At 72.2% G+C, this 21,399-nt stretch carries 19 protein-coding genes; 8 read left to right on the top strand and 11 right to left on the bottom strand.

From position 1 onward, the window contains the following. The first annotated feature begins 32 nt into the window (after window positions 1–32). Together E6J59_07910 and E6J59_07915 are read left to right on the top strand one after the other, a co-directional pair. Window positions 33–1,064, top strand: coding sequence for an adenylate/guanylate cyclase domain-containing protein (locus tag E6J59_07910; GenBank protein ID TMB20751.1), 1,032 nt, complete (start codon window positions 33–35; stop codon window positions 1,062–1,064). Window positions 1,065–1,290: 226 nt separating this feature from the next. Next, window positions 1,291–1,518 carry a hypothetical protein gene (locus tag E6J59_07915; GenBank protein TMB20752.1) on the top strand — a complete coding sequence of 76 codons (228 nt, stop codon included), beginning with the start codon at window positions 1,291–1,293 and terminating at the stop codon, window positions 1,516–1,518. Window positions 1,519–1,521: 3 nt separating this feature from the next. On the opposite strand, the gene E6J59_07920 is transcribed toward E6J59_07915, so the two are convergent. From E6J59_07920 to E6J59_07930, 3 genes are all read right to left on the bottom strand, one after another. Continuing rightward, window positions 1,522–2,655 (bottom strand): D-alanyl-D-alanine carboxypeptidase, encoded by a 1,134-nt coding sequence (locus E6J59_07920; protein TMB20753.1) that lies wholly within the window; start codon window positions 2,653–2,655, stop codon window positions 1,522–1,524. A 46-nt stretch (window positions 2,656–2,701) separates the two neighbouring features. Continuing rightward, a complete protein-coding gene (locus E6J59_07925) occupies window positions 2,702–3,148 on the bottom strand; it encodes a hypothetical protein (GenBank protein ID TMB20754.1) in 447 nt (148 codons plus the stop codon). Window positions 3,149–3,226: 78 nt separating this feature from the next. Further along, window positions 3,227–3,592, bottom strand: coding sequence for a hypothetical protein (locus E6J59_07930; protein ID TMB20755.1), 366 nt, complete (start codon window positions 3,590–3,592; stop codon window positions 3,227–3,229). Window positions 3,593–3,753: 161 nt separating this feature from the next. Between E6J59_07930 and E6J59_07935 the strand changes: the two genes are divergently transcribed. Further along, complete coding sequence (locus E6J59_07935) at window positions 3,754–5,697, top strand: thiamine pyrophosphate-binding protein (GenBank protein TMB20756.1); 1,944 nt, start codon at window positions 3,754–3,756, stop codon at window positions 5,695–5,697. Window positions 5,698–5,740: 43 nt separating this feature from the next. Here E6J59_07935 and E6J59_07940 read toward each other — a convergent pair whose 3' ends face one another. Then, window positions 5,741–6,277: a hypothetical protein gene (locus E6J59_07940; GenBank protein ID TMB20757.1), complete on the bottom strand. Its 537-nt coding sequence runs from the start codon at window positions 6,275–6,277 to the stop codon at window positions 5,741–5,743. A gap of 7 nt (window positions 6,278–6,284) precedes the next feature. Beyond that, window positions 6,285–7,073, bottom strand: a complete 789-nt coding sequence (locus tag E6J59_07945; GenBank protein ID TMB20758.1) for an enoyl-CoA hydratase/isomerase family protein — start codon at window positions 7,071–7,073, stop codon at window positions 6,285–6,287. Between the two features lie 96 nt (window positions 7,074–7,169). On the opposite strand from E6J59_07945, the gene E6J59_07950 reads away from it, so the two are divergent. The 4 genes from E6J59_07950 to E6J59_07965 all read left to right on the top strand — a co-directional run bounded on the left by E6J59_07950 (window position 7,170) and on the right by E6J59_07965 (window position 9,876). Then, a complete protein-coding gene (locus E6J59_07950) occupies window positions 7,170–8,435 on the top strand; it encodes a hypothetical protein (GenBank protein TMB20759.1) in 1,266 nt (421 codons plus the stop codon). A gap of 240 nt (window positions 8,436–8,675) precedes the next feature. Next, a complete protein-coding gene (locus tag E6J59_07955) occupies window positions 8,676–8,921 on the top strand; it encodes a hypothetical protein (GenBank protein ID TMB20760.1) in 246 nt (81 codons plus the stop codon). A gap of 4 nt (window positions 8,922–8,925) precedes the next feature. Next, window positions 8,926–9,264: a hypothetical protein gene (locus E6J59_07960; protein TMB20761.1), complete on the top strand. Its 339-nt coding sequence runs from the start codon at window positions 8,926–8,928 to the stop codon at window positions 9,262–9,264. A 108-nt stretch (window positions 9,265–9,372) separates the two neighbouring features. Further along, the gene (locus E6J59_07965; GenBank protein TMB20762.1) at window positions 9,373–9,876 is read left to right on the top strand and encodes a helix-turn-helix transcriptional regulator; all 504 of its coding nucleotides are present in this window, start codon (window positions 9,373–9,375) and stop codon (window positions 9,874–9,876) included. Between the two features lie 38 nt (window positions 9,877–9,914). Here the strand turns inward: E6J59_07965 and E6J59_07970 are convergent, their stop codons facing one another. The 5 genes from E6J59_07970 to amrB form a co-directional block, all read right to left on the bottom strand. Then, entirely contained in the window at window positions 9,915–11,264 is a 1,350-nt protein-coding gene (locus E6J59_07970) for a hypothetical protein (GenBank protein TMB20763.1), read from the bottom strand. Window positions 11,265–11,271: 7 nt separating this feature from the next. After that, entirely contained in the window at window positions 11,272–12,084 is an 813-nt protein-coding gene (locus tag E6J59_07975; GenBank protein ID TMB20764.1) for an SDR family oxidoreductase, read from the bottom strand. Window positions 12,085–12,177: 93 nt separating this feature from the next. Then, window positions 12,178–14,028 (bottom strand): radical SAM protein, encoded by a 1,851-nt coding sequence (locus E6J59_07980; GenBank protein TMB20765.1) that lies wholly within the window; start codon window positions 14,026–14,028, stop codon window positions 12,178–12,180. 104 nt (window positions 14,029–14,132) lie between these two features. Then, entirely contained in the window at window positions 14,133–16,550 is a 2,418-nt protein-coding gene (ptsP, locus tag E6J59_07985; GenBank protein ID TMB20766.1) for a phosphoenolpyruvate--protein phosphotransferase, read from the bottom strand. 166 nt (window positions 16,551–16,716) lie between these two features. Continuing rightward, window positions 16,717–18,024, bottom strand: coding sequence for an AmmeMemoRadiSam system protein B (amrB, locus tag E6J59_07990; GenBank protein ID TMB20767.1), 1,308 nt, complete (start codon window positions 18,022–18,024; stop codon window positions 16,717–16,719). Here amrB and E6J59_07995 point away from each other — a divergent pair. Then, window positions 17,984–20,308: a PBP1A family penicillin-binding protein gene (locus E6J59_07995; GenBank protein TMB20768.1), complete on the top strand. Its 2,325-nt coding sequence runs from the start codon at window positions 17,984–17,986 to the stop codon at window positions 20,306–20,308. The genes amrB and E6J59_07995 overlap by 41 nt on opposite strands. A 1-nt stretch (window position 20,309) precedes the next feature. On the opposite strand, the gene E6J59_08000 is transcribed toward E6J59_07995, so the two are convergent. Further along, entirely contained in the window at window positions 20,310–21,386 is a 1,077-nt protein-coding gene (locus E6J59_08000) for a histone deacetylase (protein ID TMB20769.1), read from the bottom strand. Window positions 21,387–21,399: the final 13 nt, after the last annotated feature.

Raw genomic sequence — 21,399 nt, forward strand, 5'->3', positions numbered from 1 at the left:
GAACGGGAAGGCTGAAGGAGGTGCTTTGACCGATGTATTTCCTGAGCCAGTTCAAAGATATGGCCGTCGACAGGCTCGCGTGGTCGGCAGCCCGCAGCGCAGTGGACGCCGTTCGCTACCAGCCCGCGCACGTGAAGCTCCTCATGGCCTGCAGCGCAACCCAGGCCGACGGTTCGCAGCGCTGGGTGGACGGCGTCGCCGCGCTTCTGGCGCGGCCGTCTGTGGCGCGGTGGCTCGACCTCCCGCACCGGGGCGTCCGGTCGGTTGCGGCCGTTGCGGCGCGCTGCTTCGGGCCCACCGCCTCGGCGCTCGTCCGCTTCTCTTCGGGCGTTGCCGCCGCGGCCGCCGATCGACTGAGCGCCCTCATCCTGGAGAGCGCGCTGCGCGCTCGCGCGCATCCCGGGCTGCTCGTGCCACACGCGCACGACGCGGGCGTGCTCGCGGTCGACATGCGCGGCTTCTCGCAGCTCACCCTGGCCCTGGGCGACACCGACGACCTTGCCGGTCTTCTCGAGGAGTACCTGACCGCGCTGACCGCCGTGGTGGAGCGCCATCGCGGTCTGGTCTTCCAGTACACGGGTGACGGCTTGCTCGCCCTCTTCATCGCCGAACTGGCCGGTGGGCCACCCGGGAGAATGCTCGATCGCCTGGTGAACGAGATGTGCCCGGTGCTCCACCGGGAGTTCGACGCGCTCCGAGAGCGCTGGCGGGCCGACTGGCAGGCGGCAGGACGGCCGCAGGTCGCCGTCGGCCTCGGGGCCGGCTTGAGTTTCGGCCGGGTCACGATGGGCTACATCGGCCCCTACGGCAAGAAGCAGTTCGGCGCGCTCGGTGAGCCCGTGAATCTCGCCGCCATTCTCTGCGCCGAGGCGGAGGCCGGGACGGTGCTGGTCGATCGGGGCTCGTTCGAGCGCGCCGGCTTCGAGCCGCTACGCGCAAAGACGGTGCGCCTCCGGTCGCGCAAGCTCCGGCAGCGACTCGAGGCCGCTTGCCTCCACTACGGGGCCCAGCGACCGGTCTGGTTGCCGACCGCGCAGCTGCCCTCGCCGGCCGAGAGCCCGTAGCAGCCCGGGCGGGCGCAGGGCGTTCTCGCGCACCGGCGCACTCCCCGCACGCTTGCAAGGGCTTGAACCCTGAATGTCGATTTTACAACGTCTCGACTGCTCGAAAACGAGGCACCGTGCGTATCATTCCGCCCGCAGCGGGGGGAGGAGCGCCGGCGTTCGCCGCACCTCGGCCTCGCACCGCCCGGCACGAGGCTTGCTTCCTAAGCGAGTGAGGGTTGAGAAAATGCTCGACCGAAGCCTTGGCGGATTTCGCTGCCTCACCGCGCGCCCGATCGCGCATCACGGGGGCTACCTGCCGGGGAAGCTGGCCGGCACCATACGTTACACGACCGAGAACCTCGGCCGGACGCTCGTGCACGTCGACTTCGACTCGGGGGAGTCGTTGATGGTGCTGCCCGACGACGTCGTTCTCGACCCCGGGCCCGAGCCCAGCGCCCGCAAGGACACCTAGCTGTCAGCGCGCCGTCGCGCTCGTCAGCCCGCGGTTCCAGAGCCAGGACAGCCAGCCGGTCGCCGGCACCTCGTGGTCCGCCACCACCGCCACGCGCCCGAGTTCCTCCTCGCCGCGGCGGACGACAACGTCGCCCAGCGGCTGGCGCACCTTGACCGGCGCCTGGAGCTGGCGCGGGACGTGCGCCTCGACGACCACGTCCTTGTCCGCGCCGCGTTTCAGGAGCACGCGGAGATCGCTCAGAGCCACCGCCTTGACGCTCGGCTCGCTCCCGCCCGCGACCGGCACCTGCCCCACCGGCGCCCCCCGGCGCGCCGCTGCCACGACCCGGTAGGCGGCGAAGTTCTCGTTCAGCAGGCGCGCCGCCTCGGTGAAGCTCTCCTGCTTGGTAGGGAGCCCGAGCACGACCGCGATCAGGTCGAGGTCGTTGCGGATGGCGGTCGCCGTGACGGAGAAGCCGGCCTCGCGGTAGTAGCCGGTCTTCAGGCCGGTCGCGCCGGCATAGGTCCGGATGAGGTGGTTCGTATTCGCCATCACGAGCGTGTCGTTGCGGAAGCCGGCGCTCGCCGTCCCGGCCCAGCGCATCACCTCGGAGAAGCGCATGAGCTCGCGGGCGAGAACGGCCAGGTCGTGCGCGCTGGTCAGGTCTGCCGTCTGCCCCTTGCCGGGCGGGAGGCCGTGCGGGCTCTGATAGGTGGTGTCCGCGAGCCCGAGCGCCGCGGCACGCGGGTTCATGAGCTGGACGAACGCCGCGCTCGAGCCCGCGATGTGCTCAGCCACCGCCACCGCCGCATCGTTGGCGGACTCGATCATCACCGCCTTCAGCAGCTCGCCGAGCGGGAACGTCTCGCCCTCGGCGAGATAGACCTGCGAGCCGCCGATGCGGCTCGCCCACGCCGAGGTGCGCACCGGCGTGTCGAGCGACAGCGCGCCGTCGCGCACCCGCTCCATGGCGACGAGGACCGTCATCATCTTCGCCATCGAGGCGGGCGGCCAGCGCTTGTGCGCCTCGTGCTCTGCGAGGATCGTGCCGCTCTCAGCATCCATGACGACGTAGGCCACGGGCGCCGCCGTCTCGCGCGCGAGCACCACGCGCGCCGCCGCGATCAGCACCGCCAGAGCCGCCACCTTCCGCATCACTTCCCCTCCGCGACCGCCGGCGCCCACCACCCGGGCGCGGGGCTCAGGAGCCGAGAGCCGAGAGCGCGTCCGTCCGCCGAACGAGCTGGTCGGGCTCGGCTCGAATCACGTGCCCGTCGCCGTCGAGCTCGCCGTCCAGCAGGAGCCCGCCCACGTCGCCTGCCCGGCGCAGGAACGAGACGAACCCCTGGCGCGTGAGCCGCTGGGCCACGTAGCCCCGCCCGTTCACCAGCTCGCACCACACGGGCCCCACGGCGGCGTCGTTCGTCCACACGAAGATCGTCCAGCCCCAGTCCCACCGGCCGCCCAGGTACTCGGCCGCGCTGTACCGCGCAGGCGGCCGCCAGAACACGAGGAAGCCGGAAGAGCGTCCGAGGGCCTGCAGCGCCGGCAGCGGAAGCGGGGACGGCACGGGGGCGCGCACGCGCGCCGCGGCGCGCATGCGGCGCCGGGCCGCGAAGTCGACCGGGATGACCTTGGCGCGCTGCATATCCTGCAAAGCGCGCGGACCGTACCAGAGCGGCCCGAGCGAGGTCAACGCAAAAAAGACGGCACCACGGGGGTCGAACTAGTTCCCGCCGTAGCGCGCGTCCGCCTGCAGTGCGAAGTGCTCCAGCAGGCGCTGCTCGGCCTGCCGGAAGGCGATCGCGCGCAGCATCTCCTGGGTCTGCTGGGCCAGCGGGACCGAGGCGATCACGCCGGCCAGCTCGGCGGGAGAGAGCTGAGCGATCGCCACCTCCATCGCATCGAGGACCCCGTCGGGCAGCTCCCCGATCTCCACCTTCTGGGCGAGGGCGAGCGCGTGCTCGAAGCGGCTCGCGAACTGCTCCTTGGCTTCGGCTCGCTCCTCGGGAGTGCACACGACGTTCAGCTTCTTCGCGGCGGCGTCGAAGAGGCGATCGAAGGCTCGCAAAAGGGCTTCGCGTCCGGTCATTGGCGCCAAAGTCTAGCCACGCGGCGCCCGTCTGTCACCCCCTGCGCCGGTTGACTCCTCCGCGCGCACCGCCTAGCGTCGATCGATGCGCTTCGGCGCTTTAGGCTCGGCCAGCGCCGCCGCTGCGCTGCTGGTGGCGCTCGCCGGGCGGGCGCACGGCGATGACCCGGCCGCGCGGGCCGAGGCTGCCGCGGGACGGGCCGAGGCTGCCGCGGCGCGCGCGGAGTCGGCCGCCACCCGCACCGAGGAAGCGATCGAACGTCTCGAGCGCATCCTCGACCGAGCCGCGCCCCGCGAGGACCGCCGCCGCCGTTCCCGCCCGCGGTAGCTTGCGAGCGGCGCACCCGGCTTGGTACAGCCGGTGTATGGACGGCACACGCAAGATGGGGGAGTCGCTGGCGAAGCCGGCCGCCGCCGGCGCGGCGCACGTCGACGGCGGCGCGCTCGTCGGCCAGGTGCTCGCGGAGCAGCGGGTCCGCCACCTGTTCACCATCAACGGCGGTCACATCTGGCCGATCCTCTCGCACCTCCGCGAACACGGCATCCAGATGGTCCACATGCGCCACGAGCAGTCGTGCGCCTACGCGGCCGACGCCTACGCCCGCACGAGCGGCCGCCCCGGCGTGCTCTCGGTCACGGCGGGCTGCGGGCTCACCAACGCCGTGACGGGACTTTGCGTCGCCGGCCTGACCGGCAGCCCCGTCGTCTGCCTCGCCGGGCAGCACCCCACCACCGAGGACCAGCTCGGCTCGTTCCAGGAAGCGTACGGCGTGGACATCTGCCGCACGTTCTCCAAGTTCACCAAGCGCGTCCTTGCCTGGTCGACGATCGCCGCGGACGTCCGCCTCGCCTTCCGCGAGGCGATGAGCCCGCCGCCCGGTCCGACCCTGGTCGAGATCCCGACCAACATCCTCTACCACCACGACGAACCGGCGAAGCAGCGCCGCGGCGCGCGCGTCTACGCGCCCGCCGAGCTGCGCAGCGCTGGCAACCCCGTGGCGGTCGAGCGCGCGCTGGAGGCGCTCGCCCGCGCCGAGCGTCCGCTCATCGTCGCCGGCGACGGCGTGTTCTGGTCGGACGCGGCGGCCGAGCTGGGCGAACTCGCGCGGCGGCTGCAGGTTCCCGTTTACACCCGTCGCGCGGGTCAGGGCGCGCTCCCCGAGGACGACCGGCTCGCCGTGCGCGGGGCATGGAAGAAGCCGTTCACCGGGCGGGCCGACCTGATCCTCGCCGTCGGCTTCAAGTTCTGGAGCGGCGAGCACTTCGGCCAGCCGCCGACGTGGAACGCCGAGGCAACCTACATCCAGGTCGACGCGGCGCCCGAGCGCGTCGGCTGGCACGTGCCCGCCGAGATCCCGATCGTCGGCGATCCGAAGCTCGTGCTCCGGCAGCTCTGCGACCTCGCCGCTGCGCGCCGGATCGCGCGCCAGGGCGGCGCCTGGCTGGCCGAGGTGGCGGGCATGCGCGCGCAGTTCGACCAGGCGCTCCGCGCGCAGGAGGCCGAGGTGCACGAGCGCACCCCGATCCATCCCGCGCGCGTGACGCGCGACCTGCTCGAGCTGATGGACCGTGACGCGACGCTCGTGATCGACAGCTTCACGCTCTCGGGCTGGCTCTCGCAGTGGTTCGGGGCGCGCTTCGCAGGGCAGATCGTGGACGCAGGGCCGCTCGCGCCCGTCGGTCACGGCATCGGCATGGGGATCGGCGTCCAGCTCGCGCGCCCGGGCAAGCAGGTGATCGTCGTCATCGGCGACGGCGGCTTCGGCATCGGCGGCATGGAGCTCGAGACCGCGCTCAAGCACCGGCTCCCCATCGTGACCCTCCTCTGGAACAACAGCTCGTGGGGCCCCGGCTTCGAGGAGATGCCGATGCTGCGCGGCCGCGTCGATCCCTTCGACATGCTGCCCGAGCTCCGCTACGATCGCATGTTCGAGGCCATCGGCTGCCACGGCGAGCACGTGACGCGCCCGGAGGAGATCCGGCCGGCGCTCGAGCGCGCCTTCGCGGCGGGGAAGGCGTCGGTGATCAACGTGATCGGCGATCCTCGCGTCGGGCACGCGCGGCTCGGCGGGAACCTGCTCGGGTCGACCACGATCGAGAGCTAGGCGCGCGGACGAGCTGCCGGGGCGCGGTGTGGCGGCGGGTCGCCTAGCGGATCTTCACGAACGGGTGCTGCGTGCGGAGCGCGCGTGTGACGACGGCGATTCCGGCTTCGTCGCCGATGGTTTCGATCACCAGCACGGCGTCCGGGTCCTTGAAGTCGACGCGCGGGGTGTGGCCGCGCGCCTCGAGGGCGCGCCAGACGTGGTCGCCGAGCGCCCGCTCGACGGTGGGCGTGTGGAGCCGGCCCTTCAAGCCGCGGCGCTCGAGGCGGACGAAGAAGGAGCCGCCCGCGAGACGCTGGATGAACGGGGCGGCGGCGGCGGCGAGGGTTTCGACGGCGGTCGGCCCCTCGAAGCGCACCGTCGCCTCGATGGGGACCATCCGGGCGAGCGCGGTGGGGAGGAGCGGATCGACCTCGAGCGCCGCGCGCACGCAGGCGAGGAACTCGTCCACGCGCTCCACCTCGCCGACCACGACGTTGCGGTAGCCGCCGCGACGGAACTTTCCGAGGCGCCGGAGCGCGATCAGGAGGGCGTCCCGCCGGCCCTCGAGCGAGGTGGCGAGGACGTTCCAGGAGCCCACGGGGTCCTCAGCGGCCGGTGAAACGTGGTGGACGGCGCTCGGCCAGCGCGCGCGCCCCCTCGCGCGCGTCCTCGCTGCGCAGGAGCACGCTCTGCGCGAGGAGCTCCATGGCGAGGAAGGTGTGCTTGTCGACGTTGCTGCCGAGATCGACCAGGCGCTTGGCGAGCCCGACCGCGAGCGGGGCGTTGGCCGCGATCACCTCCGCCAGCCGCGCGGCGGCCGCCACGTGCTCGCCCGGCGGCACGACCTGGTTGACGAGGCCGATCGCGAGCGCCTCCGCAGCCCCGATCATGCGCCCGGTCAGGATGAGGTCCTTCGCCCTGGCGTAGCCCACGGTGCGCACGAGGCGCGTCGTACCGCCCACGTCGGGCACGAGGCCGACCCGCACCTCGGGCAGTCCGAGCTCGCAGTCGGCGGTCGCGACGCGTAGATCGAAGGCCAGCGCCAGCTCGAGCCCGAGGCCCGGCACGTAACGATGGAGCGCGCCCACGACCGGCTTCTCGAGCGCCTCCAGGCGGGAGAGGGCCGCCTGCATGTCGCCGACGAGCGCACGGAACGGGAGCGCGCGCTCCCCGCTGACATCGCCCGCGAGCATCGCGAAGTCGACGCCCGCGGAGAAGACGGGCCCCTCGCCGTAGACCACGACCGCGCGCACGTCCGGCTCGCGCTCGGCCGCCGCGATCGCGTCGACCAGCGCGAGCAGCAACTCCCGGTGGATGGCGTTGCGCTTCTCGGGCCGGTTGAGCGCCACGTAGAGCAGCGCCGCCTCGCGGCGGCTGGTGACGAGCGCGGGCATGGCACCTCCTCGGTCGAAGTCAGGATTATGCGCGGCCGGTGCGCCGCTCGCAATCGCTTCACGCACCCCGGCGCGGTTGCTATAAGTCGCCGCCTCATGCGCTCCGTGATCGATGGACTCTTCGTCGCGCTGCTCGTCGCCGAGCCGGCGCTGGCGGGCTCGATCCTCTACGCGACCGCCGCCAGCCAGCAGCGGATCGACGGCTTCTGCCTGGGGGCGGACGGCGCGCTCGCCGCCAGCCCCAGTGTGCAGGTCGGCACGCAAGGCCGGCTACCGCGGCGCGTGCTGGTCGGGAAGGACGTCCTCGGCAAACCCGTCCTCTACGTCGCTGAGGCCGACCGCATCGAGGCGTTCAAGATCGGCGACCACGGTGGGCTCAGCAGCCTCGGCGACACCAGGGCGGTCCGGAACCCGCAGGACTTGGCGCTCAGCCCCGACGGGAAGACGCTCTACGTCACGCACCAGGGGTTCCTCGAGGCCTTCGCGCTCGCCGCCGACGGCAGCCTGCCCACGCCGCCGCGGGGGGGCAGTCCTGACCCCTTCACGAGCTGCATCCAGGGCGAGCCCACCAACACCTTCCTCGACGCGCAGGCGACCAGCGGCCTCCTCTACGTGAGCGCGGACGACATCCCCGGGCGCATCGCGATCTACCGGCTCAACCCCGACGGCAGCCTGCCCCAGACCGGCTGCCGCCTGAACAACACGGACGCGTCCAAGGTCAAGACGCCGGACTCGGAGCGCAAGCGCCTCCAGAGGCCGAAGGCCTTCCTCGTCGTCGGCGACTTCGTCTACGTCGAGGAGCGCGCGCTCCGCCGCTTGACCGCCTTCCGCCTGCAGCCCGACGGCACCTTCTGCGACAGGGGCAAGGACGCGAACGGGAACGTCGTTGCCGAGAGCTGCGGCGACATCGCGTACTTCCTGCCCACGCCGGCATGCGCGCGCCGGCAGGCGAAGAAGCAGCGCCAGCAGTGCGCGGCGAGCACGACCGGGCGCATCCTCCAGTACGAGGGTCTCGTGCTCCACCCGGGCGGCGACACGCTGCTCGGCACGGAGTTCTTCAAGGGACGGGTCGACGCCTATCGTCTCAAGCCCGAGCCGCGTCTCGCGGGCGCGCCCATGGTCCGGCTGCCGAGGGGGCCGACGCGCTTCTCCGAGGCGAACCCGGTCATGACGCCGGTCAAGCTGACCGCCACCGAAAAGGCCGTCTACGTCGCCGGCGGCGAGCTCGATCGCGTGATCGCCCTTCGCCTCAGGGCGGACGGCGTGCTCGCCGACGCGACGCCCTTCAGTCGGACCGACGAGCAGACCGATTCCTTCCCGAACGACGTAGCGGTCGCCACACTCTTGGGTTCCTGCCAGTAGAGCGGCCTGGCGGGCCCCGAGGCGCGCCGAGATGGGACACTATCCACACGTGTCGAGAAACCTCCTGTCACCCTGATCCAGGTACACTTCCAACCATCCAGCAGGCAGCGAATACACCGGAGCACCGAGCCCAACCTGCCAGGTCCTGATCGGGGCCGGGTATTCCTAGTTGATAAATCGCGCCGCGGGGCTATGCTCCGAGCGTCGTCCGCCAGCTCGAAAGGGGGAAGGGAGGAGAGCATGCTCTCGGAGACGCTACCCTTGGTGCGCTGCAAGAAGTGCGGGATCGGCACCATGCTGCCGCTCTCGGACTACGGGCAGGACGGCGCCGCGATCCTCTACAAGGCATGGGTCTGCGACAGTCCGACCTGCGGCTACAACCTCCGCATCGACCGGGGCCAGGTGACCTACGGCGACTTGGTGCAGCCGAAGGCGCAGGAGCCCCGCAGCGGGATCCTGCCGTCCGGGCGGGCCGCAGCCTCCTAGCGGGATGACCGAGAAGCACGACGAGCCGCGGCCGAACGAGGCGGATCGCCGCGACACAGTCCGCGACCAGGACGAACTCGAACGCGCGCGGGGCCGGCGCCACTCGCCGCTCGAGCAGCGGAAGGACCTGATGCCCGGCACGCGGGCCTGGCGGACAGACCACACCGAGGTCATGCTGGTCGAGACCCCGGGCTCCGAGGAGAGCGAGGTCTACCTCCGCGTGACCGACATCACGACCGGCCGCTACGTCCAGGCCCCGGTGACGGCCGACGACTTGGAGATCGTTGCCCATGTCCTCCAGCTTCACGCGGCGCGGCTCCGCCGCCTCGGGGAGCGGCGCTAAGTCACCGCTGGGCGGTGACTGTACGGGTATCAGAGAAGCTCCCCGAAAATACTCGGGCGTTCCGACCCTAGGCATCACCTCGCCTTGCAACACGCGCGCCGGGGCCCCATGCTCGCACCGCATGGCGCGCCGCCCGCCTCCCGCAGTGGTGAACCGGCTCCCGATCCTGCTCGGTCGCCACGGCATGTCCTGGGGCGAGCTCGAGCGGCGAACGCTACTCCCGCCGCGCCTGCTCGCCCGCCTGCGCGTGCCCGGCGCCAACCCGCGCCTCGAGGTTGCCGAGCGCATCGCGGCCGCCCTCGGCGTGCCGGTCGAGGCGCTCTGGGTCCGCGGGCGCCCATGACGCGGAACGCGATCGCCCGCCTGCTCGCCGCCCGCGACTGGAGCGACGCCCAGCTCGCCGCCCGCGCGGGCGTGGGTCGCGCGCACCTGAACCAGGTGAAGAACGGGCGCGCTCTTCCCACCGTCGCCAGCGCGCTCGCCATCGCGCACGCGCTCGGCGTACCGGTGGCGATCGCCTTCCCGCCCGGCTCGAGCGCACGGCGGCGGCCGCCCCGCGCCGCCCGAGGACGCTCGTCCCACGGGCGGCAGCAGACGACGCCATCCGCCTGATGCTCGCTACATCATGTCGCCGTTCATGAGCCCCGGCATCATTCCCCCTCGCGGCGTCCCTTCGCGGGCGGCGGCTCGGGGGTGACGAAGAGGAGGCCTGCCGGCCGTGCCGGGCCGGTCTCCCCGTGCGGCCAGCTTGCGCGCTCGAAGCTCACGCCGACCTCGCCCGACAGCTCGTCCTGGAAGGCGCCGTCGATGCGCAGCCGCCCCGTCGCCGGGTCGAGGCGTAGCAGGTAGACGCGATGGTCGCCGTCCTGCCGGTAGCCAGGAACGTCCGCGGTGTAGTCGGCGACGGCGAGGCGCGTCCCATCGGCACTCATGGCGAGGCCGTGCGGCCCGCCGCGGCGCGCCTTGCCCGGGTCGAGCGGATCGCGGTCGAGGCGAACCGCGGAAACGAGCTTCGGGTGCCAGGGGTCGCCCAGGTCGAGCGAGACGACACGGCTCGAGCCGCCGAGGACTTCCACCAGGAAGCGGTCGTCGGGAGTGATCGCCGTCCCGCCGCCGAGCGCCCCCGGGCCGAAGTCGAAGACCAGCTGGAACACCGGGTTCGAGGTGTTGATCGAGTCGGAGGCGTAGAGCGCCCCGCCCTGGTCGGTGCTCACGTAGAGGACGGGCTTGCGGTTCATGAAGCGCGCCGTGGCGGGCCCCAGGTTCTCCTCACCCCGCTTGTCGGCGTCGATGACGGCGGTCTTCAGCAGGCGGAGGCCGTCGAGCGTCCACACCTGCACGCTGATGCCCGGCATGCGCTCGCCGCGCGTCGTCGCGGCGTAGCCGTGCCCGGCGTTGGTCGTGACCAGGCGGCCGATGGAGGGCGAGGCGGCCGCGCCGAAGGGCGCGATGATGAGGTGGCGCGCCGCAGGGTCGGCGGCGGGAATCTCCCGCACGAAGCCGCCGTCGGCGTCGAGCTCGACGAGGCCGCCGGGCGCGCCCAGGATCTCGCGCGGCTCGCCCCGATAGCGCAGCGGATCGGCGCAGGTGGCGACCACGTGCCCGTTCGGGAGCGTGACGTAGTCGTGCGGCGCGCCGAAACGGCGGCCCGGCCCCGGCTCGTCGATGTGGACGAGGCGGGCCGCGAGCGGCTGGCGCACGTCGAACACGAAGGTCCGGTCGGTGAGCACGCCGCTCGCGAACACGTGGCGGTCCGCGCGCGGCGCCGCGATGAGGGCCTGCGGCTCGTTGCCGCGGGAACGCACCGGGTAGGTCCTGAGGACCTTGCCGTAGGAGGGCGAGGTCGGGTCGCCGTCGAGCACGGCCAGGAAGTCGCTGTTCTGCCGGTCAGCGTCGCCCGCCCACACGAGGAGATAGGGCTCGCCCGTGAAGAGCGGCGTCTCCGGATGCCGCGCACACGCGGAGAGGAGGACGAGGATCGCCGCCGCCCACTCCCGCATCGTCCCCCTACGTGTGGAAGCCGCCGTTCGGGCTCACCACCTGCCCGGTCACGAAGCTCGCCTCGTCCGAGACCAGGAAGAGCGCCACCGCGGCGATGTCCTCCGGCGTCCCGCTGCGGCCGAGCGGCGTGCGCATGAGCACCATCTGCCGGACCACCGGCGGCATGTCGGCGGTCATCGGCGTGTCGATCAGGCCGGGCGCGATCGCGTTCACGCGGATGTTCGCGCCGCCCACCTCGAGCGCCACCGACTTGGTGAAGCCGATGATCCCCGCCTTGGCCGCGCCGTAGTGCGGGGAGCCCGGGATGCCCGCGAGCCCCGCAACGGAGGCCATGTTGACGATCGCGCCCCGACCCCGCTCCTCCATGATGCGGAGGGCCGCGCGCGTGCAGGCGAAGGTGCCGAAGAGGTGGACGTCGAGCATGCGACGCCACTCGGCGTCGTCCATGTGGCGGGTGATGCCGAGAGAGAGGCGGGCGCCGCCCAGCAGCGCCTGGAGGGCCTGCGCGACCTGCGCCCTGAGCGGCGGGGAGAGCTCCCCGATGCCGGCGTTGTTGGAGAGGACGTCGACCGTCTGCCACTCGCGCACGACGCGCGCGAAGAGCGCGTCCACCTGCGCGCTGTCGGCCACGTCGGTGGGGACGGCGATGGCCGTGCCGCCGGCGGCCACGATCTCGGCGCCGACGCGCTCCCCACCCTCGCGATTCAGGTCCGCCACCGCGACCCGCGCGCCCTCGGCCGCGAAGGAACGCGCGATCGCGCGCCCGATCCCCGAGCCGCCGCCCGTGACCACCGCGACGCGCCCCGCGAGCCTGCCCATGAGGCGCGTGTCTACAATCCACCAGCCCCAAAGTCCACGAGCCACCGGCGCAGCGGGCCAGGGCGGCGGGCGCGCCGGTCGGTTGGGTGCCGCCTACGCCGGCAGCTCGACGCGCACCCCCTCGGTGCTGACGATCCCAGCACCGAGGTACTCGGCCCGCGCTTCCTCGTCGCCCACGACGCGCCGGCGCGCCTCGGGCCTGACGCCCTTCTGCCAGAGCCCGCCCAGCATCGGGTGGCGGCCGGCGCGATAGCTGTAGAAGTAGTAGAGCCGCTGCCGCGTCATGGCGCTCCGCGCCGGCCAGCTGAGACCCGGTACGCGGTGCCAGGTGAGGAGCGAGCGGAGCGTGTTCCGCGCCGAGTAGAAGCTCAGGTAGGCGTCGCGATATGCCCGTTCAACCTCGGCCGGCGTCATGCACCGGTGGTACGACACCATGTGCTGCGAGTCGTACTGATTGAAGTCCCAGTCGGCGATCGTGCCCTCGCGTACCGCTTTGTCGTGGTCCTCGGTGCCGGGCAGCGGCGTCACGATGAAGAACGAGGCCAGGTCGACGCCCACCTCGAGCAGCCACTCGGCGGACTGGCGGCCGATCTCCGGCCCGTCGAAGGGGAAGCCGATCATGTAGCCGCAGTGCACCGCCACGCCGTGCCGATGCCAGTTGCGGCACACCCGGCGGTACTTCTCCTTGACGGCCTGCAGGGCGGCCGCAGCGGCCGCCCCCTCTTTGCGCTGGCGGTGCTCCTTCTCGAGGTTCTGCACCTTGGTGACGGCGAGGAGGTTCTGCGGGTTGAAAGTCTCGAAGCCGACGAACGCCGAGTAGCAGCCGGCCGCGGCCGCGAGGCGCAGGAAGCGCTCGCACTTCTGCCGCTGGCTCGACGGTTTCTCGCCGGGTCCGAGATCGTCGAAGGCGGCCGCCTCGGCGTCGACCTGCATCATGAAGGAGAGCCGGTTCCCCTTGCGGCGGTAGTCGGCCATGCCCTCGAGGATCGGCTCCCAGGACGGGCTGCGGAAGAAGTCGTCGTCCACGATGAAGAGCGAGTCGATGCCGTGATGCTCGCCCGCGTCGCGGATCCAGCGCACGACCGCCTCGGGGTCCCGCGCCCGCATCGTGCGCCCCATGACGTTCTTCACGCTGCAGTACGAGCAGGTGAACGGACACCCGCGCGAGGTATCGACCGTCGTCATGTTGGGCGAGGCGAAGCGGCGGAGATAGGGGTCGTTGATAGCGGGGAGCTGCGCCTCGGTGATGAGCGGCACGGTGATCTCGCCCGAGCCGGTCCTGGCACGGATGCCCTCCGTCACGCTGTAGCTCGGCGCGAGCTCGCCGCCGAGATAGTCGTCGAGGATGTCGCCCCAGATGGTCTCGGCCTCGCCCACCACGGTGGTGATGCCGCAGCTCTCGAGGAAGGCGCGCGACTCGGGATGGCCGCTCACGTGAAAGCCGCCGAACAGGACCGGGAAGCCGGCACGGCGACACTGGAGCGCCAGGTCGCGCCCGCGCGGATACTGGTTCGTCTGCACGCCGGCCAGGCCGACGATCACCTCGACACCGTCTTCGAGCGCCTTCTCCTGGATGCTCTGGATGGTCGCCGGCAGCACGGGCCCGTCGACCTGCTCGTCCCAGATGACGGTCTCGACGTAGACGCCGTCATCGTCGCGCAGGCGATTGTAGGCCTCGTTCAGCGCGGCCAGCACGGTGAGCGTATTGTTCGGCAGCACGCCCTTCCAGAAGTGCGCCACGCGCCCGCGGTCGTCGTACTTGGAGGGCTTGATGAAGTAAACGCGCAGCGTCCGGCAGAGGACGGGGGGGTGCTGCGGGACGGCCGCGGCGGGGCTCACCGCGAGCGGCACGATCTCGCGGGCCTCGCGCCGCGCGCGCCGGAGAAGCGGCCAGAGGGCGGCGACGAGCAGGATGCCTGAGAGCGCCGTGGCGGCGAGCAGCATGGGACGCCTCCTCGATGTCCCGGTGCGTAGAGCCGGTCTAGTGGCTTGTAGACGCCGGGCGCGGCGCTGTCAACGCGACGTTCGTCACGGCGTCCGGTCGGGTCCTAGTGATACATCTCCATGAGCTCGATGATGCCGAGGCTCTTCATCCCGTCGAAGAGGTAGCCCTTCACCTCCTTGACGGTCGCCATCTCGAGCACGTCGCGCGCGATGTTGCGCGCCGCCGGGTAGGAGACCGAGCGGATGATGCGCTTGATGACCGGGATGAAGAACGGGCCCATGGAGAGGTCGTCGAGCCCGAAGCCGAGGAGGACCAGCGTGCATTGCGGGTCGGCGGCCATCTCGCCGCACATGCCGACCCACTTGCCGGCACCCTTGGCCGCCTGCACCACCTCGTGCACCGCGCTCAGCACGGCCGGATGGAGCGGCTCGTAGAGCGGCGCGACTTTTCGGTTGTTCCTGTCGACCGCGAGCAGGTACTGGATCAGGTCGTTGGTGCCGATCGAGAAGAAGTCGACCTCGCGGATCAGCTGGTGGGCGAGCGCCACCGCCGACGGCACCTCCACCATCATCCCGACCTGCACCCCGGGCTCGAATTCGCGGCCCTCGCGCGCGAGCTCCTCCTTCGCCTCCGCGAGCAGCTCCTTGGCGCGCCGGATCTCCTCCACGCTCGAGATCATCGGGAACATGACGCGCACGCGGCCGAGCACGGCGGCGCGCAGGATGGCGCGCAGCTGCATCTTGAAGAACTCCGGTATCTCCAGCGAGATCCTGATCGACCGCCAGCCGAGGTACGGGTTGTCCTCGCGCGGCACCTGCATGTAGGCGGGGTACTTGTCGGCGCCCACGTCGAGCGTGCGGATGGTGACCGGCCGGCCCTCCATGCCGCGCACCACGCGCGCGTAGAGCTGGTACTGCTCCTCCTCGTTGGGGAACTCGCGGTAGGTGAGGAAGGGGAACTCGGTGCGGTAGAGGCCCACCCCCTGGGCGCCGTGGCGGTGGGCTAAGAGCAGATCCGCGATCAGGCCGATGTTGGCGTAGAGGGAGAGGCGCCGGCCGTCGCTCGTCTCGGCCGGGAGGTGCTTCAGCGTCTCCAGCTGTTGGTTGAAGGCGCTGTACTCGCGCTCTAGGCGCTCGTACTCGCGCGCCACGTCGACCGGCGGGTTCACGTACACCACGCCCGAGTTGCCGTCGACGATCAGGTCGTCGCCCTCCTGCACGGTCTCGGTCAGGTGCTCGCAGCCGACGACGGTGGGGATCTCGAACGACTTGGCGAGGATCGAGGCGTGCGAGGTGACGCCGCCGGTGGCGAGGGCGATGCCACACAGGTGCTCGTGCTCGATGAGCGACAGGTCGGAGAGCGTCAGCTCCTCCGCGACCAGCACGCTGTCCTTGTCGAGCGGGCGCTCGGGCTCGGGGACCCCGCGCAGGTTGCGCAGGATGCGGAGGCCGACGTCCTTCACGTCGACCGCCCGGTCGCGCAGGTAGCCGTCCGACATGCGCACGAACTGCTCGACGTATTCCTCGACCACGCCCTTGAGCGCCGCCTCGGCCGCCAGGCCGCCGTGGACCGCGGCCTCGACCTTGCGCCCGAAGCCCGGGTCCTCGAGCATCAGGCGGTGGGCGTCGATGATGCCGCCGTCGAACTCGGGGAGCCGCTTCGCGAGCCGCTCCTTCAGGTGGTCGAGCTCGGCCATCGACTGCTTGAGCGCGCGCTTGAAGCGCCGCTTCTCCTCCTCGGGATGGTCGGCGCGCTTCTCCTCGACCAGCTCGAAGCTGACCGGCGGCTCGAGGAGGTGCGCCCGGCCGCGGCCGAAGCCGGGGGCCGCGGGCAGCCCGTTGAGCCGCGCGCGCCCGGGCGCCGCCGCCTCGGCCCGGTCCGGGGCCTTCTCGTAGGCCTGGAGGCGCTTGATGGCCGCCACCATCCGGCGCCGGAACTCGCGCCGCTCGTTCTCCTTGCTCTTCAGGTCCTCCATCAGGCGCGCGGTCACGATGATCGGGCCCACCTTGGTGGCGATCTCGCGCAGGATGCGGATCTCGTGCGGGGAGAACCTGCGGCGCCGGAGCGTCTGCACGACCAGCACGCCGATCGGCGTGCCGCGCTCGATGATCGGCACGCCGAGGAAGGAGTGGTACTTCTCCTCGCCGGTCTCCGGGAAGAACTTGAAGCGAGGGTGCGTGATCGCATCCACCGCCAGCACCGGCTCGAGCTTCTCGATCGCCATACCGGTGAGCCCCTCCTCGACGCTCATCGTCACCTTGCCGATGGAGCCTCGATCGAGGCCGATGGTCGCCCACAGCGTGAGGCGCTGCGCGCGCGGATCGAGGATGTAGAGCGAGCAGACGTCGGTGCCTACCCGCTCGGCGACCACCTCGACGATGCGCTGGAGGGTCTCCTGGAGGTCCTCGGAGCGCGCCGTGATGGCGCTGATGTCCTCGAGGACGGTGAGGCCGTGCGCGCGCTTCGCCGTCTTCTCGGCACGGCGCCGCGCCCGAGCCTGCCTGCGAGTCTCCGCCTCCATGAGGAACGCGCGCGATCTTAGCGGGCGGCCCTCCGAGCCTCAATGCGCGCCGCGGCGAACGATCCGCCCGGCACGGCCGGCACCGCGAGCGCCTCCACGACCGTCTCCAACCCGCCCGGGGCCCGTCCCCGGGGAAGGCTCCCACGGGACACGGGGAAGGGAGACGTCACGCGGCCAGCGCGAAGGCCACCGCCGCGTAGCTGACGCTTTGCTCGTAGTCGCCGGTCACCTCGAGCGAGGTCGTGTACGCGAGCCGCTCGCCGCGCGCGCCGGCCGGCAGAGCGCGCAGCAGCACCTCGATCGGGTGCCGCCCGCAGATGGTGGCCCCGGTCTCCTCGACCCAGGCGACGAAACCGTCGGCGTCGCACGCGACGATGCGCTCGAGCGCGCCCTCGTCCAGGCGACGCACCGCCGCCGCGACGGTTCGCGCGTCCGTCGGCGGCACGGGCAGGTAGTCGAAGCGGCGACCGTAGTGGACGAGGTCCGAGCTCGCGACCAGGAGCGTCCCGGGCCCGAGCAGGGAACGGAGCGCGGGGGCGAGGGCCACCGCGTCGCCGGGCTCCAGTGCGCCCACGAGGAGCGGCACGAGCGCGCACTCGGGCGCCAGGCCCTGGAGCAGCGGGAGCTGGATCTCCAGCGCGTGTTCGCGCATGAAGACCGCCGGGTTCGGACGCACGAGCGGCGCGCGCGCGAGGGCCGCCGCCGCCTCGGCGTCGATCGGCACGACCCCGAGCGGCGTGCGGTAGCCGCTCATCGGCAGGAGGGCCGCGCCGCGGAAATCCGCGAAGTGGCTCGGACCGAGCACGACGGCACGGCGGACGCCGGCGCCGGCCGCGGCGAAGCCGCGGGCCGCGGTCGGCCCGGAGTATTGATAGGCCGCGTGCGGGACGACGACGGCGACCACGCCGGGCTGCGGGGCGCCCCCGGCGTCGAGCAGCTCGCGGACAATTCGGTCGAGGGCATGCCGATCCGCCGGGTACCAGCGGCCCGCGAGGTGCGACTCCTTGATCGACGGGAGGGGCCCGGCCATCAGGGTCCGCCCCCTGCGCTCATGCCGCCGAGCTCTCCGCGGTCGCCGAAGGCGAGCCACAGGCGCTGCACGTCGGGGCGGGTGAAGCAGGCGGGACAGCTCACCACCTCGAGGGTGTCGAGGAGCCGGCGGTACGTGAGCGGCGCCTCGTCGTCGCGGCGACGGCGGGTCGCCTCGCCCGTGCGCCCCGTGTGCAGGACGTAGTGCCCGACGGTGTAGCCGGTACGCGTGTGGCGGGTGCCCCGGACCGTGGCACCGCACTGGCTGCAGCGGAGCCCGCCGCTCTCCTCCGGACCCATCGCCCGAGCTGTACGGAGAAAGGCGTCGGCGAGTCAACCGCGCGGTGCGCCCGAGCGCCTTTGACCGCCCCCCGGCGCAGCCGCTAACTTGCCGGCCGCGAAGGATGGCGAGGCGACGGCGACGTTTCGGGTTGCTCGGGCGCATCGCCCTGTGGACCGCCGCGGTGGGCGGGCTGGCGGCGGGCCTCCTGGGCTTCGTCCTCTATCGGGAGATCACGGCCGACCTGCCGCCGGTCGACCAGATCCTGCACTACAAGCCGCCGGTCACCACCCGCATCTACGCCGACGACGGCACCCTGATCGGCGAGTTCTACGTCGAGCGCCGCTATCTGGTCCCACTCGACCGCATCCCGCAGCACGTGCGGCTGGCGTTCCTGGCCGCCGAGGACGCCGACTTCTACCGCCACCGCGGCGTCGACCCCGAGGGCATCGCGCGCGCCCTGGTGGCGAACCTCTTTCACGGCCACGTAGTCCAGGGCGGCAGCACGATCACGCAGCAGGTGGTGAAGGCTCTCCTGCTCAGTCCGGAGCGGAGCTACGAGCGCAAGCTGAAGGAGCTCGTCCTGGCGTTCCGTCTCGAGGCGAAGCTCTCCAAGGACGACATCCTCTACCTCTATCTGAACCAGATCTACTTCGGGGCGGGCGCCTACGGCGTGGCCGCCGCGGCGCGCGAGTTCTTCGACACGAGCCTCGAGGACCTGACGATCGCGCAGGCGGCGGTCCTGGCCGGCCTGCCGCAGGCGCCGAGCCGCTACGATCCGCAGCGCCACCCCCAGCACGCGGTCGCGCGGCAGCACTACGTCCTCCAGCGCATGCGCGAGAACGGATTCATCACCCCCCAGCAGCAGGCGGCGGCGCTCACCGAGCAGCTCGTGTTCGCGCCGCGCCGGCCGGCGACCTACCTCGCCGCGCCCTGGTACGTCGAGCACGTCCGGCGGCTGCTCGAGGAGCGCTACGGCGGCACGGCGCCCTACCAGCTCGGCCTCCAGGTCTACACGGCGGTCGACGTCGGCATACAGAAGGCGGCCGAGGACGCGGTGCGCGCCGGCCTCCGCGAGCTCGACGCCCGGCAGGGCTTCCGCGGGCCGCTCCGCCACCTCGATCCCAAGAAGATCGACGCCCTCCTCGCCCGCGAAGCCGCCACCAAGCCGCTCGATGCGGGCCGCGCGCGCGGCGTGGTCACCGAGCTGCGCCCGCAGGCGCTCGGCATCCGCACGGCGTGGGAGAAGGGATGGCTGCCGGCCTCCGCGCTCACCTGGGGCACGCGGCGGCTCGCGCCGAGCGCCTTCAAGCCGGGCGACGTGATCGCGGTCACCGTCACCGAGGAGGCGGTCGGCGGCGAGGCGCGCTTCGCGCTCGACCAGGAGCCGCAGGTGGAGGGCGCGCTGGTCGCGATCGACCCCTACACCGGCCAGGTGAAGGCGATGGTCGGCGGCTACGACTTCCGCCGCAGCCAGTTCAACCGGGCCGTGCAGGCGAGGCGGCAGCCCGGCTCGGCCTTCAAACCGCTCATCTACGCGTGCGCGATCGACCACGGCTACACCCCGGCGTCGATCGTGCTCGACGCGCCGATCACGCTCCCGGACGGCAACCGGCCGCCCTGGATGCCGCGCAACTTCGAGGAGAAGTACTACGGGCCGACGCCGCTCCGCTACGCGCTCGCCCGCTCGCTCAACACGGTCACCGTGCGGCTCGTCGACCAGATGGGGCTCAAGGAGGTGCTCCGCTCGCTGTCCCGCTTCGGGCTCTCGGGCGTGCCGCCGCCCAACCTCTCGATCGCCCTCGGCAGCATGGAGACGACGCCGCTCGACCTCGTGCGCGCCTACGGCGTGTTCGCGACCCTCGGCAAGCGCTTCGAGCCCATCTTCATTACGCGCGTGACCGACCTCGAAGGCAACCCGCTCGACTTCTCCGGCACGCGTCCCCGCTTCGAGCGCGTCATGAGCCCGGCGACCGCGTACGTCATGACGAGCATGCTCGAGACGGTCGTGCAGCACGGCACCGGGCGCCGGGCGGCCGAGCTCGGGCGGCCCGTGGCGGGCAAGACGGGCACCACCAACGACACGCACGACGCCTGGTTCATCGGCTTCACGCCGGACCTGCTCGCCGGCGTGTGGGTGGGCTTCGACGCGGAACGCTCGCTCGGCAAGCCGGAGACGGGCGGCCACGCCGCGGCGCCCATCTGGACCGCGTTCATGAAGCAGGCGGTGGCCGGCCGGCCGGTGATCGACTTCCCCGTGCCCGAGGGCGTGACCTTCGCGCAGATCGACCGCGCCACGGGGCTCCGCGCCGTGGCGGGACGGGAGTCGGAGCTCGAGGTGTTCGTGAAGGGCTCCGAGCCGACGGAGTACGCGGCGGCACCCGAGGCGGAGCCGGCGAACCCGGAGCTGGAGCAGGAGCAGGATGGCGTGCCGGAGGGCGCGGACTGATCTACAGCCGCCAGTACGGTGCCTGCGCGGCGCGCACCGGCGCTAGCACGCGCTCGGCCCGCCGGGCGTCGCCCGTCATCGGGGGCGGCGGGCGCTCCGCGCCGCGCATCGCCGCCAGTGTCGCGTCCACGCCCTCGACGATCGCCGCGAGATCGTAGCCGCCCTCGAGCACGGCGGCGAGGCGGCCGCGGGCGCACTCCCCGGCGAGCTCGACGCAGGCGCGCGCCATCGCTGCGAAGCCCGCGGGCGTCACCTCCATCCCGCCCAGCGGATCGCGATGGTCGCAGTCGAAGCCGGCGGAGACGAGCACGAACCCGGGCGCGAACTGGCGCAGCACGGGAGCCACGACTTCCGTGAACGCCCGCACGTACTCCGCGTCCCCGAAGCCGGCGGGGAACGGCAGGTTGAGCGTCCGCCCCGCGCCCGGGCCGCGCCCCACCTCGTCGGCCGCTCCGGTCCCCGGGTAGTACGGATACTGGTGGGTCGAGACGTAGAGCACGTCGGGATCGCTCTCGAAGAGGTGTTGCGTGCCGTTGCCGTGATGCAGGTCCCAGTCGACGATCGCCACGCGCCCGACGCCCCGGGTCCTGAGCCACGCGGCCGCGAGCGCCACGTTGTTGAAGAGGCAGAAGCCCATGGCGCGCTCGCGCTCGGCGTGGTGCCCCGGCGGGCGCACGAGCGCGAAGCCGTTCTGCACCTGCCCCGCCAGCACCGCCTCGCACACGACGAGGAGGCTTCCCGCCGCGAGCCGCGCGGCCTCCCAGGAGTCGGCCGAAGTCGCGGTGTCCGGATCGAAGACGACGCGCGCGCGCCCGGCGCTCGCCGCCACGCGCTCGATGTGGGCCGCGGGATGGACGAGCGCGAGCTCCTCCTCGGCGGCGGCTCGCGCGCCCAGATGGACCAGGTCGCGCGCGTCGCCGAGATGGTCGAGCAGCACGCGCAGGCGGTCGGGCCGCTCGGGGTGGCCGCGCCCCGGATCGTGCGCCAGCATGCGCCGGTCGACGACGACCGCCGTACCGCCTGCCATCGCTGCCGACGATAGCAGAGGGGTCGCGCGCGGTGAATTGACACCACGCATCCTTTTCCTTACG

This window comes from Deltaproteobacteria bacterium (assembly GCA_005879795.1).
Classification (GTDB): domain Bacteria; phylum Desulfobacterota; class Binatia; order DP-6; family DP-6; genus DP-6.